This is a genomic window from Acinetobacter sp. SK-43, from assembly GCF_015351505.1.
In the GTDB taxonomy this organism is placed as follows: Bacteria; Pseudomonadota; Gammaproteobacteria; order Pseudomonadales; family Moraxellaceae; genus Acinetobacter; species Acinetobacter junii.
In genome coordinates, this window is the sequence record NZ_JADKPY010000007.1 from 46,824 (window position 1) to 62,991 (window position 16,168).

Genomic DNA, 16,168 nt, shown 5'->3' on the forward strand with positions numbered 1-16,168 from the left:
ATTAATTTACTCGAACTTCGCCACTACGTTTATAGCCATCAACATAATGTTCTAACTGGGTTAATGCCCAATCTATATCTTGCTTAACAGCAGTCATCTGGTTGATTTTATCGAATACCGATTGAATTTCATGTAATGGAAAATGTTTTTCAAAAGAACGTAAAATACGGGTGTGCTCTGTGTACTCGGTATTATCCTGATCAATCAACAACTCCTCGTATAGCTTCTCACCAGGTCTTAAACCACTGTAAGCAATTTCGATATCGCCATCAGTTTCACCAGTTTCCCGAACTCTCAAACCACTCAGTTTAATCATTTGTCGTGCTAAATCTTGGATACGTACTGGTTCACCCATATCTAAGAGAAAAACATCACCACCTGATCCTAGAGCACCAGCCTGAATAACCAACTGAGAAGCTTCTGGAATGGTCATAAAATAACGAGTGACTTCTGGATGAGTTACCGTAATAGGCCCACCCTTTGCAATTTGTTGCTTAAACAGAGGGACTACTGATCCTGATGAACCGAGCACATTACCAAATCGAACAATACTAATTTGTGTATGAGGCTTAGTTTCAGCAACAGCTTGACAATAAAGCTCAGCCATACGCTTGGAAGCGCCCATTACATTAGTTGGTCGAACTGCTTTATCTGTAGAAATAAGTACAAAGGTTTCAACGCCTTTTTTGACAGCAGCATTAAGGCTGTTTGCAGTGCCAATTGCATTATTTTTTAGACCTGCAATTGGATTACACTCCACCAAAGGAACATGTTTATAGGCAGCAGCATGATAAACTGTTTGCACTTGATATTGCTCTATAATTCGTTCCAGTTTTTGTTGGTCCTGAACAGTTCCCAATATCGGAACGATTTGACAACTAGCAGCTTGTCTTAACTCTTTATCAATATCGTATAGAGCAAATTCTGTTAGCTCATAGAGCACTAACATTTTAGGTTGATTCTTTATAATTTGGCGACATAGTTCTGAACCAATCGACCCACCTGCGCCAGTCACCATCACAATTTTATTCTGTATATTTTTAGATAGTAAGTGTGCAATCGGTGGAACTGGATCTCGACCAAGTAAATCAATAATATCAACTTCTTGGATATCAGAGACTCGTATTTCACCATCAACTAATTGGGTAAGTCCAGGGAGTTCAGTAATTTTTAAATGAGCAGATTCAAACTGCTGAATAATTTCAGTTTTACGAACTCGGCCAACAGATGGAATGGCTAATAAAATCTCATCAACGCGTTCTTTGCTAAATCTCTGTAATGCTTTTTCTACAGAGTAAACTCGTAGTCCTTCAACAATTTGACCTTGCAATGAAGTATGATCATCAATAAAAAAAACAGGTAAATGATCATCCGAACGATTTAATGCAGCTGCGATCTGTTGTCCCGCATCCCCTGCTCCATATATGGCGATTCTCTTACGACCAATCTCTGAATAAAAAGAAGCTTTTATTAAGAATCTAATCGAAGCACGACTAATCCAAACCCATGTAAACATCATAAATCCAAACATAAATGGGATAGACATTGGAATATATGCATGAGTAAAACTGCTCAGACCGTATAAAGAAATCATCGTCATCGCCACAGCTAGAGCTAATTTAACAATAAAAACTTCATTAAATGATCTAACGATAAAATGATACACACCTGTAATGACTAAACTGACGATGGCAATCAAACTCACCAACAGGACACCATGTTCAATGCCTGGTATGACTTGTGCACCTAAATCAAATAATCGAATGACATAACAAAGCCATAAAATCACTGGAAAAGCTAAAGTATCCAGAAAAATAAGAAATGTTTGCTTAAACAGCCTTGGTGCTGAGGCGAATTGATGAATAATCTTTTTCACAATGATCTTCTAATCATCCATTTTACAGTTTGATGCTTATACTCATTTCTTAATGAACTAGAAATGAATTTTACATACTGATTACATAATCATAAAAAACAAGAGTTTGAGCCAATATCACCCTCTTGCAAGTGTTTTTGCTTATTGAATCGCATTCTTTACGGTTTGAATAGCTTGAACCGTTTTATCTATACTGTCTTTGCTAAGTGTTGGGTGTACCAAGAACATCAAACTTGTTTCACCAAGTTGTTGCGCGTTCTCTAAACGCTGTTCAGGACGCCATGATGTTCCGTCAAAGGCATGCTCCAAATACACCTCTGAGCATGAACCACTAAAACAAGGCACATTTTGTGTATTAATCTCTTGCATAATTCGGTCACGTGACCAACCTTCAGGTAAAGCAGCTAAATTGACTTGTACATAGCATTTATAATGTGCATGTACATAGTCAGTCGAAGGCAAGTGAACTGTAAAATAAGGAGAATTAGCAAATGCTTTCAGAATCTGCTCTGCATTTTCAGTTCTTTTTCGCGTCCACTCCGCCATATGCGTGAGTTGAATACGACCTATCACTGCCTGCATTTCCATCATACGCCAATTTGTGCCAAACGAATCATGTAACCATCTAAAACCAGGAGGATGTTGCTTGCTATAAACACTGTCATAGCTTTTACCATGATCTTTATAAGACCACATTTTTTTCCAAAGTATTTCATCATTAGTGGTGACCATACCACCTTCACCACCTGTGGTCATAATCTTATCTTGACAGAAAGACCACGCTGAAATGTGCCCGATAGATCCTGCAGGTTTACCTTTGTATTGAGCACCATGAGCCTGAGCACAATCTTCAATAACATACAAACCCTTTTCCTCAGCAAGTTGCATAATCGGATCCATGTCACACATCCAGCCTGCTAAATGCACGCAGATAATGGCTTTAGTATTGGGTGTCAAAACAGCTTCAATGGTTCGTCGCGAAATATTTTGAGAATCTAACTCAACATCTGCAAATATAGGATTTGCACCAGCTGTGACAATTGAACTAGCTGAAGCAAGAAAAGTTCTAGATGTCACAATCACATCATGTCCAGCACCGATACCTAATGCCTTAAGTGCTACATCTAATGCAACCGTTCCATTCGCTAAAGCTACCGCATATTGAGTACCAGCAAATGTAGCAAACTCTTTTTCAAATTCACGACACTCCTGCCCCGTCCAATAGTTCACCTTGTTTGAAAGTAATACCTTAGATACGGCATCTGCTTCTTGTTGAGTAAAACTTGGCCATGGTTCAAATGCAGTGTTTAACATCTTAATTTACCTTCTCATAGACCATTATCAAAAATGGCATGCTTTTTTTCCGCTATCATTTTACTTATATGAGAAAAATAACTTTCTTCATATAGTTTGTATTACTTCTTTTCCAATATACGTGCAGGATTGCCGACTACTGTTACACCTGCTGGAACACTTTTGGTTACCACAGCGCCCATCCCAACAACTGCACCTTTTCCGATAACTAGGGGCTTATCAGGTGTGCCCTGTTTAATAACCGCACCAGTCCCTATATAGGCATGGTCCTCTATATGAATATTACCATTGCATTTCACACCTGGAGCAAAAGTGACGTAATCACCAATTACACAGTCATGAGCAACGTAACTATAGATGTTAGCGTGGAAAAATTTGCCAATTTTAATATTTGATGTCAAACAAGTGAATGGGCAAAGTAGGCTTCCCTCGCCGATCTCTACTTCGTCTAAAATCACTGTATTTTCTGCTTGTATCGCTAAATGTTGAACACCATCCTCATTTAGACGCACAGCTAGTTTTTCACGAACAGTACTATTTGCTATCGCAATCGTTACAGCCTTATGTTTAGCAGTGTTATTAATAAAATCTGTATAGGCTAAAACAGAATAACCATTCAGACTTCCACCTGCTTGACCATCATCAATAAAAACAAATTGTTCTTTTTTTAAATTTGGAAACTTTTGGCGAACTAATGGCATGACTTCTTTACCAAAACCACTCGCACCGTATACACCAATAAATTCTGTCACTTATCTAACTCCTTAATATTTGTTCCTGTAAATTTACTCATTGTTGCCTCGCCAGCTTCACTGATATCATCTTTAGCAATGACCTTCTTCACTGTTTGCAACATAATTTTAAAATCTAACCAAAGTGATCTGTTTTCTACATACCAAGTATCAAGTTTAAACTTTTGTTCCCAACTAATTGCATTACGTCCATTGACCTGTGCATACCCTGTCATACCTGGACGTACATCATGACGTTTGGCTTGTTCTTTATTGTATAAAGGTAGATATTCCATCAGTAACGGACGTGGACCTACAACACTCATATCTCCTTTAATTACATTCCAAAGCTCAGGCATTTCATCCAGACTGGTCGAACGTAACATTTTGCCAAAAGGTGTTAAACGCTCACTATCTGGTAATGGATTGCCTTGTTCATCCAGTGCATCTTTCATAGTACGAAATTTAATCATCTCAAAAGGTTTACCATGCAAACCTGGACGAACCTGACGGAATAAGACTGGCGAGCCTAAGTTCTTTTTTACCTTATATGCTACATAAAAATATAAAGGTGAAAGCAATACCAAAGCAATTGAAGCAATAACGATATCCAGTAAACGTTTAAGCATATTACGCTCCTGTGACCCAATCAGAAAACTTCTGCGAAAGAATAGAACGATTAAACTGTTCTCTGGCAACCTGCTGACCATTTCTGCCCATTTCAATCAGTCGTTCGCGCTGATTCGCTGCTTGTTCCAAGGCATCAGCAAACGCTTGAGGATTCTCTGGGGGCACAGCAAAACCACATTGTTCTTTAGTAATTAACTCCGCTAACCAGCCTGGATAATTATTTAAAACGGGTAGGCCTGCTGAAATATAATCAAAAAATTTATTCGGCGACGTTCCATAATAAAAGGCTGGAACATTGGCTAAAATTTGCAACCCAATATCTGCACTGGCCATTAACCCTGCTAGTTTAGTTTTATTCACAGGATCATGAAAAATCACATTATCCAATTGAAGCTCGATCGCTCGTTCAAGCAATGCTTTTTTCTGCATGCCATCACCAACCAGAACCAATTTAATGTCCGTTCTTTGACGTTTTTTCAATTCAACTGCTGCGTCTAACACTGCATTTAGGCCATTTGCCAAGCCATGTGTCCCAGTAAAAATGGCCATAAGATCTGTTGGTTTAACGCCCTCAGGTCTCCATGCTTGATGCTCAGATGCAAAAATATCTAAATCACAACCATTTGGAATAGAGGCTACTTTTTCAGGAGCAATCCCTCGTTTAATAATGCCGTCCACAATACCTGGAGACAATCCTACTAAACGATCAGCTGAATGATAAGAAGTCCATTCAAGCACAGACATCATCCATAAAACTATTGGGTTTTTGATCACCCCCATCGCTTTAGGCAGCTCTGGCCAAAGATCCCTAACTTCGAAAACAAATGGTTTTCGTCGAAACCACTTGGCAAAAATACCTGGAATACCAGCAGTTAATGGCGTTGTTGTCGCAAATACAACATCGTATTGTTCAGTTAAAGCAACTTTGATCGATTTAAAAGCAAAACTAAAAAAAATTAAAATACGCTTGAGGAAAGAGAGCGCATTTGAATAAGGCAATTCGAATTCAATAATATCGATCCCATCGACCATACCACGTCGCATGCCTTTATTAAACGGCTGAGTTAATCCCGTTTGACCTGCACCAAAAGAGCCACAAACCATCGTCACCTGATGACCATTACGAATGAGCGATTGAGCCATAGCATACGAACGGATTCCTGCAGACCCTTTAGGTGTTGAAAAATGCTGATGGAAATATAAAATTTTCATGTTAAATCTTTAATTACAGTAAAAATTGTAGTCGCTTGTGTAGCGATCACTTCTAGAACAGGCACTTTGCTCTTTTGATAGTAGTACCTAGACTCCTCTCCTTCGCACCAACGAAGAGTTATCGGATGCTCAGCCTCTAAAATAATCTCTATTTGACCATTACTTAGAACATTGTTCTCAAGAGTCCAATGATCTGGCTGTAAACGCCAACGTAAGATCGCCTGTTGCTGAAAACCAGAAATATTATCTGCTATTTTAATTGCGTTATCTGTTAATGAAATTTTACGGTGGTGTGTACAACCCCAATGATCTTCATAACCACAACCAAATTCATTAGCACTATACGTTAATTCTTTTGGTGTCAGCCATGCACCAAATAAAAAGCGACTTAAACGCGGCATTTGTTGATGTTGATCAAACTCAACGGTATTGTGACTGGCAACACCAGAAAAGTAATTTAAATCCTCTACGGTGGAATTATAACTATAAGTTCCGCCATCACGTAAAAGGTTTTGTCCTTTAAACCAAACATCTAGATGCAAAGCATCACATTGACTTGGACGAAATTTGAATTTCGGCAATTTGAACGCAATAAAGAAATTATTATTTTGAGAACTAATCAAACCACTTTCATTAAAAAATTGATTTCGCGAAGGTAGTTCAAAGTTTTCTTGCTTCAATTTTTGTATTTGAAAGAACGTTAGACTTTCATCATACAAATCTGGTTCTGGATAATAACTATGTTGATGGAATAAAGTACTTGCCAACTGAACTGTTGGTCTAAAATCACGATAATCTGTTTGGCTTACAGGAGTCAATCGCGCACCATCATTGGCACCTAAATTAGGGACATCCCCATCAGCTTGGGTTAATACATATAACCAGTCTGTCGCTTTCTGCAATTGACGGTATAGTTGTCCTGAAAAAGGCTTCAATTCAAATTTTTGGCGGACGATTTCAGCTAAGCAATAAGAATCCAGCATCACTCGATGGTAATTAATCGAATATTGACTAAAACCACCATCTTGCATAATGAGCTTGCTTGCACGGTTCAGCAACCATTTCTCACCCAATGCCTGCCATTGCTGATATTGAGGCTTAGGTTTCCAAAGATTTAGAACAGCCCCACCAATATACAATGCAGCTGCCTCAGAGGTCCCATGATTATTATCCTGAGCAATGGCATAATCAATTGTAGGTTCAATACGCTTTAAATGTGCCTCGATAAGTGCACAGACATTGTCATGTGGATGCTGCTCTTGCTCTAAACCAATGAGTGCAGTAATGATATGCATGACACGGATGGATGCTTCCTGCCCACATTTCCAATTCGGCCCAAAATAAGCAGGGTTCTTCTCACACCAATCATTCAACCATAAATCAAGTTGAAGCAATGCTTGCCCATCTCTCATTTGACGCTCGTGTAGCACAAGGTCGATTAACCAGTCAAAACGAGAAGCCTCCCAGATGCCTTTAATATCACCAACATTTCCATCAAAATCTGGAATTTGATACCACGCCTTCTCTGTATTTTGAAAGGTATGTTGGGTTAAAGGGCTATAGAACCAATTGGGCAACTGTCCAGCCACTGGATACTTGAGGTATCCAAAGGCTGTTAACGTTGAGTTTACGGGCACATTCATTGTGCCAGTGGGTGCACTCTGATTAAAGAAGCAACCCGTTGGCAATTGTGCAGACAGCTTTTGTACAGGGTTCAAACCTGTTTTTACGCCCACACGATATTTAAACACTCTGAACAAATTAAACAGCCCTAATGCAAGCGCTGTTTGACCTTTCATGACTAAACTCATGTTTGTGCTCTTAAAATTTCGGCAACCTGAATGGTCACTCTAGCAACTTCAAAAATTTCATCGGCAGGAATTGGTGCTTCTTTTCCATCTCGAATACTATCTACAAAGACTGCAGCACAAGCATCTTGACCTTTATCTTGACGCCAGAGATTCATCTTGTTAAATCCAGGCCAGCCAAATGCTTTTAGCTTTCTGAAATTATCTAATTGTAATACTCGACCTGCTGTAAAGACTTCTACACGCTCTTTAGGGAAGCTTGAAGCGCCATTTGCCAAGTAGAAAATGGTGCCAAATGACCCATCTTCAAAACCAAGCGTAATTGAAGCTTTATCTTCTAAAATTTGTACTGCATCAGTTTCGCCCATACGTCGAGCCTGAATAGACACAATTTTTGAACCTGCTAGGAAGCGCATCAAGTCGATAAAGTGACATGCTTCTCCAATGATACGCCCACCACCAACAGCATTATCTTGTGTCCAATGATCCGCCGGTATCGCACCTGCATTCATGGTCATGATAAAACTCTTCGGCTCTTTTACTGTATCCAGCAAAGTTTTCATTTTTTGCACTTGTGGTGAGAAACGACGGTTGAAGCCCACCATGACTCGTGCATATTGATTATTCTGGATATTTTGATTGTAAATCGTTTCAATTTTTTCAATTTCTTCGACAGTCAGAGCCAATGGCTTTTCAACAAAAACATTCTTACCTGCCGATAAAACTCTTTCTACAAAGTATGCATGGCTATTATGACGGGTCGCAATCGCGACGGTATTAATATCTTTATTATTTAATAAACCATCCAGATCTGTCGAAGCTTCGGCAAATCCTGTTTTTTCTCCATGAATAACCCCATTAATGCCACCAGAAGTTACGATCGTATGTAATTGAGAAGATGCTTTTTTGAAAGCTGGTATCAACACACGTGAAGCATAGTTGCCTGCCCCAATAAAACCAACGACAGCATTTTTGGCTTCAATAGAAATTGGACGTAATACCACTCGCTTTTCTAAACGGGTCTCGACTGGAGAGTTATATTTAAGCAATAAACCCAAACCAGATTTGTCTTCCGTTAATGCATCATACGCTTTAGGTGCATCTTCAAATTCAAATCGTTGCGTGATCAACGGCTCTACATTTAAAGTACCTGCAGCCATCATATCCAAAACGGCAACAAAGTTGCGTTGCTCTGTCCAACGAACAAAACCAAGTGGATAGTCATTACCCTTGTCTTCATATTCGGTATCATAACGACCTGGACCATATGAACAAGAAACTTGGAAACTGAGTTCTTTTTCATAAAAATCGGCACGATTTAACTCTAAGCCAGTTACACCAACTAAAATAATGCGACCGCGTTTTCGACTCATTCGTGCTGCTTGAATAACAGGATCACTTACCTTGGTTGAAGCGGTAATAATGACACCATCTACACCCGCACCACGGCTAAATGCTAGACCGACAGCCACTGGATCTTCTCCTTTGCCAGGATTACAGATCTCTGCACCGAATTGTTTTGCCAAATCTAATTTACTTTGGTCGAAATCAATAGCGAGAACGCGACAGCCATTTGCTCTTAGCATCTGAATGGTAAGTAGACCAATCAGGCCCGCACCTGTCACGACAAAGCTTTCGCCCAAAGTTGGTTGAGCAAGACGGATACCTTGCAAGCCAATACTTGCAACGACAGCAAAAGAAGCAGATTCATCACTGACATTATCTGGAATTTTTGCACAAAGGTTTTTAGGTACTTTCACCATATCAGCATGGGGACCATTTGATACAACACGATCTCCAACTTGGAAATCATCTACATTTGCACCTACTTCATGTACGATACCCACATTGCAATATCCTAATGCAAGTGGTTGAGCAAGCTTAGACTTTACAGCATCGTAAGTTGTTAATAAGCCATCTGTTTGTACCTTTTCTAGTACCATTTTTACTTTTTCTGGTTGTTGACGCGCTTTATCAATTAGAGATGCTTTACCAAATCCAACTAACATACGTTCTGTACCAGCAGAAATAAGCGATGTTGTTGTGGAAATCAGTAAATGACCTTTTGAACATTGTGGTACTGGAGCTTCGGTCACAGTCGTACCACCATTTGCCATATCTTGAAGAATTTGTTTCATTAATAACTTCCTAAATATTCATCAACTTTTTGACTAAGATCATCTTTTTCTAAATTAAACAACATAACACCATCTGGTCTAGGTACAACATCTGATGCTAAAACGGGAGCACCAAAATATAATGCTTCCCTTAAACTAACAGAATCACCGTCAGTTGTTGTTGCGCGAATAAATAATTTCGTCACCTGTAGAAGTGGCCAGATTTTCTTATCGTCCTCTAAGAAGATAAGATTGTCATATTTCCCAGTAAGTGAACGCACCTTTGCTCTTATTTCTTGGCTAAAACTAGTTTCTGGATAACTTGCAATAGCAATAAGGAAATAATCATGTTTATATTTTGGTGCTAGTTTCGCAAAAATATCTATTAAAGAACCTAATGTATAAATATCAGCTCCCTTAGCATCTAAATTTGGCTGAAATGCACTAGTTAATATAATTTTCCTTTGCTGATTTTTTAATGTTGTCTTATATAACTCCAACAGCATTGGATCATATGTATGTAAAATATCTTTCAATTCGGCTTTTGCAGGAGGCAAAAATGCAGAAACTGTTTCAAACTTATGATTAATATCTTGAAATCTATTAAATACTTTATAATTTTCCTTAAGATGTTCATTTACTAACATAATATTTTTACACTTAAGGAAAAACTTTAAATAAACTTTCTTTTTCCATCCTACTAAAGAAAGAAAGTGCCTACTAGAATTATGATCATAAAATACTACAGTTCCATATCGTGCAAAAAAACATGCCAATAAAATCAATATAAAATTAGAAGCACTTAAATGTTTAATTTCTTTAGATCTTAAAGCCGTAACTATCTTTAAAATATTTTTCTTACATGGTTCAAGTAAAACAATTTTAGCATTTTTAGTATTATTACTTAGCTGCTCTAGTTTGCGTTGGTTAAAAACCGTAACACCACCTATGGGCGATGGAAGTTTACCAATAAAAAATATTTTATCCACTTAATTCCCACCTGCTCTAGACTTTCCAACTCTACAAAAAATTAAAATACACATTGAAATAACAACACTAAGAATAAAAAAAGTTCTAAAATTACTAATCATATCGTTTCTGAGAGTAAAGGAAAAACAGAATATGTATATTGCTCCTAACAAAACCCCAAAATGAGACTTATTATAAAACTTAGAAAAGAACACGATTAAAAAAGCAAAAGCGATAGGGCCGAAAATATTAAAATTCATCATAGATTCAAGAATGGCATTAAAAGCCAAACCACCACCCGAATTATAAATATCTGGATAAAACTCTTTCACGAAGTTAACTGATGGTGAAATAGGCCTACTAGGAAAAATAAATGTAGGAACGATCTGTGCAAATGTTTCCAGATAAGTAGGCTGCATTTGGACTGAAGAGTATCTAGAGAAATAGTCATTCCAAACAATACTAAAAGCACCAAATTCAGATTTATCAGGACTAAAGGCTGTTCCATAATCGAGTTCACTTAAGATAGCACCCCACTCAGAAAAGCTCGTATTCCTCAAATACCCATAAACCCACATTAATAAGCCGAATACAAACCCATATCCAATATAAATTGGATTAATACGCTTTTGCACATTAACAGCAAATGCACAAATAACGAATAAAATTATTGCTAATTTCCTATCACCTAGGATTAAAATATCCGTAGCAGAGAATAAAATTAATGGTAACAACCAAAAAACCAAAGCCCTCCCATTATTCTGCTCAACACTAACAATAAACCAAATATAAAATACAGAAAAAGAATAAACAAAAAGTTTATAAACATCAAAAAGAGTGGATTTAGATTTATAAATATCTGCACGAGAAACAGCACCAATATCTAGTGAAAAAAGCGTTGCAACCATGCTTATATATACAAAAACGATAATACTATAAAATAAAAAAACTGCATTTAAACTCAATCTTTTTCTAAAATTTAATTCTGGAATTTTCACTTTACTTAAATATGAATCAAAAAAAATAAAAGACCCCAAAAAAACAAACGTATAAAAAATTAAGCTTGCATTAGTTCTTTCAAGTAAATAACTATAATCTCTATAAATAAATGAGTTAAAGATTGCAGTCAAAAAATATGGCAATGCAGTAACAAAAACAATTGTGCTCGGTGAAAGAATTCCACTTTTCTTAATCTGAAACAGCGATAGCAAAACAATAGAAATAAGAGCAACACTTACAAAAAGATCTAAACTCTCTAAACTTATGAGTAGCCATAGTAGACATATCATAACAAGTGAAATGACCCCCCAAATAAATGCTAATCTATTCATTTCAACCTCTTAACATACTTTAAAATGCTATAAAAATTTACAACATAAATGAGCAGCATAATTATCAAAAATAAAATCACAAAACTTGAAAAAGATAACTTTGCAAAGAAAACTACTAAAGGCAAAACTATAGCAACAGAAGCAAATCTAACTAATTCAAAACCTAGAGCTTTATTAACCTTGCCCCATAATGGATATAATGTAGTTAAAGGTTGAAGCAAAGCATCAAAAAAGTAGTATATAAACAAAAGGGACAGCAACCATGAGAATTCCAACCATTCACGGCCAAAAAATATCATTATTATATAACTTGAGCAAAACACTAAAAAAACTAAAAAGCATGCAAAAGACATTAAGACAATAATAAAATTTCTTGCCGTCAATACACTTTCAAAAAGCTCTTTAATTTTTTTCGCATCACTGTATTCACCATTAAAAAGTATCAATACATTTCTTCTTATCAATGAAAATGGAACAGCCATTGTTTGAGAAAATAAAAAATATGCACCAATTTGACTCTTGTCAAAAACATATCCACCAAACAAAACTGGTATCACAGGAGTTGAATATTGTATAAAAGTGAGAAAGGAGTTCTTAAAACCTTCCTTATAGTTTTTATAAAAAAAAGGGATGAAATTATTCAACTTAAATGATAAGGATTTCCTAATAAACAAAAAGAATAGAATAGAAATTATTAACTGAGGCAAAATATTGGCTAACAATAGTCCATTTTCATGAAAAACATAATAAAAACCTACAATCATTACAATTTGAAGAAGCAATTGATTTGTTTTATAAAAAATAAATTTATTGTAATCCTTTATTAATATAAGATATTGACTCAATAAATTAAAAAAACTTAGACTCAGGCAGAATAACAACAAATAAATAATATTATACTTAAAATGAAAGACATTGTTAGCAATAACAACGCCTATACACAATAAAAAGAAAGTTAAGATACTTACAACTATAGCATTAGAGAAAAATTCATTTTTTTCTTCTGCACAAACTCTATCACTGAGCACAATATAATCAAATCGCATCGCAGCTACAATTGCAAATACTGAGGCAAAACTTAGATACCAACCTAACTCACCAAATACTTCTGGTTTATAAAGTCGTGATGAAATCACAACAGATACTGCTACCAGTATCTGTACAATTACCCCACCGGCTATAAGCTTGGATAGAATCTTCATAAACTTTATCTATTCTTTATAAACTTTAGTGGATTACCTGCATGTATTTCCATAGAAGATATTTCTATACTTTTAACAATAGATTCAGCACCAATAATTGAACCCTTACGAATCGTAGTATTTAAAAAAATACTGCTCCCTCGTCCTATCCAAACATCTTCTTCTATCAGAATTTCACCTTTCTTCATTCCTTGTTTGTTTATTGGTTCATTCTTATCAAATAGATGTTGTGCGTCTCTAATAGAGACCCACTCTGCAATTAAAGTATTACTTTGTATCTCAACTTTATTAATTGCAGAAACAACAACGCCTTGTGTCATTTTCACACAATCACCAACTATTAGTTGGCCAAATGGCGGTATATCAAAATGACTAAATGCCCCAATATCACATTTTTTACCAAACTTAATACCTTTATGCGGTGGGTATTTGAAAATGACATTTTTCCCAACTTTAGGAATTCCTTTACAGATCCCGCCACATAAATTAATTAACAAAAATAATTTTAGACCACGATAGTAATCACCTAGTCTAAAAAAAAATTTGAATAGGCTATACATTTATAAAATGCCTTTTGTATCGACTACATAAGAAAAAGAGAAGTTCATATTTTTAAACTGTCTATGATCCACCAAAATCAAATGGATATCTGCTTGTTGATGCTCTTCAAGAGCAATCAATCTAATATTTGAAGGCAGCTTGGCAGGAAGTTCATGAATATTCGGTTCTATTGCAAGAATATTTAAACCTTGTTCAGCCAACTTTTTTGTGATTTCGAGTGCTGGGCTCTCACGCAGGTCATCGATATCTGGTTTAAAGGCCAAACCATAGCAAGCGATCGTGACATCTTGAATCGTCTTATTGGGATTTGCTTGTAAGAAATCCGCAATTTTAATTTTAACCTGATCAATGACCCATTCAGGTTTGGCATCATTCACTTCACGTGCAGTACGAATCAAACGTGCCTGCTCTGGTGTCTTTGCCACAATAAACCAAGGATCAACAGCAATACAGTGACCACCAACCCCTGGTCCTGGCTGTAAAATATTGACGCGTGGGTGACGATTTGCAAGTGAAATCAACTCCCATACATTGATATCTAACTTGTCACAAATAACTGAAAGCTCATTTGCAAATGCAATATTGACGTCACGGAACGAGTTCTCTGTCAATTTACACATTTCTGCGGTACGAGCATTGGTTTCAATACATGCACCTTTTACAAAGATTTTATATAAATCACATGCCGCTTTTGAACAACGTGGTGTCATTCCACCAATAATACGGTCATTACTGATCAATTCTTGTAAAACTTTACCTGGTAACACACGTTCAGGGCAGTGCGCAACTAGAATATCAGCATCTTCACCTTTTTGTTGTGGGAAGCTTAAATCTGGACGCGCCTCACTTAACCAAGCTGACATTTGTTCAGTCGCTTCAACAGGCGATGTCGACTCTAAAATAACCAAATTACCTGGCTTTAAAAAAGGTGCTAAAGCCTTAGCAGCAGATTCAATATATTTGAGATCTGGCTGATAATCATCTTTAAAAGGTGTCGGAACTGCAACAATATAAGCATCTGCTTCAGTCGGCGCCAACTGAGCAGACAATTTACCCTGAGCAACGACGTCACGGACCAAAGCATCTAAATCAGGTTCAACAATATGAACTTTACCTTGATTAATCATATCTACCGCATGTTGATTCACATCGACACCAGTAACTCTTACCCCATGTGCAGCAAATGTTGCAGCTGTTGGTAAACCAATATAACCTAACCCTATAACGCAGATATGCTTGAATGAATTGCTCATATTCTATACTTTTAAATCAAAATAAATGGAAATTTCGGCTTAGTTTACTTTAAGAAAATCAATAATTTGCTGACATGAATTACCATCTCCGTACGGATTATGGGCTTCTGCCATCTCAGCATATACGTTTGGATTTTCAAGTAACTCTATAACTGAACGCTCAATGGTTTCTGTATCTGTACCAACTAAACGTACTGTTCCTGCATCAACCGCTTCAGGCCTTTCAGTGGTATCCCGCATTACTAGAACAGGCTTACCTAATGATGGTGCTTCTTCTTGAATACCGCCAGAATCAGTCAGAATCAGATAACTACGATTCATTAAATACACAAAAGGTAAATAATCTTGTGGGGCAATTAGATGAATATTCTCGATATCGACTAACAACTCGTTAACAGGTTGTTGTACATTAGGATTTAAATGAACGGGATAAACAATCTGAATGTCAGAATATTTTTTAGCTAAATTTACCAATGCTTTACAGATATTTAAAAAACCCTGACCAAAGTTTTCACGGCGGTGACCTGTGACTAAAATAAGTTTTTTATCTGCATCGAGAAATGAAAATTTTTGATGAAATTGATTTATTAATGCTTGGTCTTGTTCAACCTTTTGTTTAACTTGTAACAAAGCATCAATCACAGTGTTTCCTGTTACTACGATATTTTCAGGATTCACACTTTCTTTAATTAAATTTTCATAGGATGATTGTGTTGGTGCAAAATGATAATTCGTAAGCACCCCTGTTAATTTTCGGTTGGCTTCTTCTGGCCAAGGAGAATACAAATCTCCTGTACGTAACCCAGCTTCAACATGTCCTACTTTGATTTTGTGATAATAAGCAGCTAATGACGCTGCAAATGTAGTTGCTGTATCTCCATGCACCAAAATAAGGTCTGGTGTCCACTCATTGAAGACTTGCTCCAGCCCTTTTAGTACACCAGAAGTTACATCAGATAAGGTTTGCCCAGGTTTCATTAAGTTAAGATCAAAATCTGGTTTTAAATCGAACAATTCTAAAACTTGATCTAGCATTTGTCTATGCTGGCCAGTTACACACACTTTAGTTTCAAAATATTCGTTATACTGTTGTAACTTTAAAGCCAAAGGGGCCATTTTTATCGCTTCTGGTCGAGTACCAAATACTAATAAAACTTTTCTCAC

13 protein-coding genes are annotated in these 16,168 nt (G+C 36.7%); all 13 read right to left on the reverse strand.

The features are described from left to right. Position 1: 1 nt before the first annotated feature. Positions 2–1,876 (reverse strand): polysaccharide biosynthesis protein, encoded by a 1,875-nt coding sequence (locus tag IRT38_RS02675; RefSeq protein WP_194596890.1) that lies wholly within the window; start codon positions 1,874–1,876, stop codon positions 2–4. Positions 1,877–2,017: 141 nt separating this feature from the next. After that, positions 2,018–3,190, reverse strand: coding sequence for a DegT/DnrJ/EryC1/StrS family aminotransferase (locus IRT38_RS02680; protein WP_194596891.1), 1,173 nt, complete (start codon positions 3,188–3,190; stop codon positions 2,018–2,020). A gap of 101 nt (positions 3,191–3,291) precedes the next feature. Next, on the reverse strand, positions 3,292–3,942 hold the full coding sequence (locus tag IRT38_RS02685) for an acetyltransferase (RefSeq protein ID WP_194596892.1): 651 nt from the start codon (positions 3,940–3,942) through the stop codon (positions 3,292–3,294). Continuing rightward, a complete protein-coding gene (locus tag IRT38_RS02690; RefSeq protein WP_194596893.1) occupies positions 3,939–4,550 on the reverse strand; it encodes a sugar transferase in 612 nt (203 codons plus the stop codon). The genes IRT38_RS02685 and IRT38_RS02690 overlap by 4 nt, the downstream gene beginning before the upstream one ends. 1 nt (position 4,551) lies before the next feature. Then, a complete protein-coding gene (locus IRT38_RS02695; protein WP_194596894.1) occupies positions 4,552–5,763 on the reverse strand; it encodes a glycosyltransferase family 4 protein in 1,212 nt (403 codons plus the stop codon). Continuing rightward, complete coding sequence (locus tag IRT38_RS02700) at positions 5,760–7,574, reverse strand: heparinase II/III family protein (protein WP_194596895.1); 1,815 nt, start codon at positions 7,572–7,574, stop codon at positions 5,760–5,762. Before IRT38_RS02700 ends, IRT38_RS02695 begins: the two co-directional genes overlap by 4 nt. Continuing rightward, entirely contained in the window at positions 7,571–9,709 is a 2,139-nt protein-coding gene (locus tag IRT38_RS02705) for a bi-domain-containing oxidoreductase (protein WP_129261141.1), read from the reverse strand. The genes IRT38_RS02700 and IRT38_RS02705 overlap by 4 nt, the downstream gene beginning before the upstream one ends. After that, entirely contained in the window at positions 9,709–10,677 is a 969-nt protein-coding gene (locus IRT38_RS02710) for a glycosyltransferase (protein WP_194596896.1), read from the reverse strand. The genes IRT38_RS02705 and IRT38_RS02710 overlap by 1 nt, the downstream gene beginning before the upstream one ends. Next, complete coding sequence (locus tag IRT38_RS02715; RefSeq protein WP_194596897.1) at positions 10,678–11,988, reverse strand: O-antigen polymerase; 1,311 nt, start codon at positions 11,986–11,988, stop codon at positions 10,678–10,680. After that, on the reverse strand, positions 11,985–13,190 hold the full coding sequence (locus IRT38_RS02720) for a lipopolysaccharide biosynthesis protein (protein ID WP_194596898.1): 1,206 nt from the start codon (positions 13,188–13,190) through the stop codon (positions 11,985–11,987). Before IRT38_RS02720 ends, IRT38_RS02715 begins: the two co-directional genes overlap by 4 nt. Positions 13,191–13,195: 5 nt before the next feature. Beyond that, entirely contained in the window at positions 13,196–13,750 is a 555-nt protein-coding gene (locus IRT38_RS02725; RefSeq protein WP_112987038.1) for an acyltransferase, read from the reverse strand. After that, on the reverse strand, positions 13,751–15,004 hold the full coding sequence (gene wecC, locus IRT38_RS02730) for a UDP-N-acetyl-D-mannosamine dehydrogenase (protein WP_129261145.1): 1,254 nt from the start codon (positions 15,002–15,004) through the stop codon (positions 13,751–13,753). 39 nt (positions 15,005–15,043) lie between these two features. Next, entirely contained in the window at positions 15,044–16,168 is a 1,125-nt protein-coding gene (gene wecB / locus IRT38_RS02735; protein ID WP_129261147.1) for a non-hydrolyzing UDP-N-acetylglucosamine 2-epimerase, read from the reverse strand.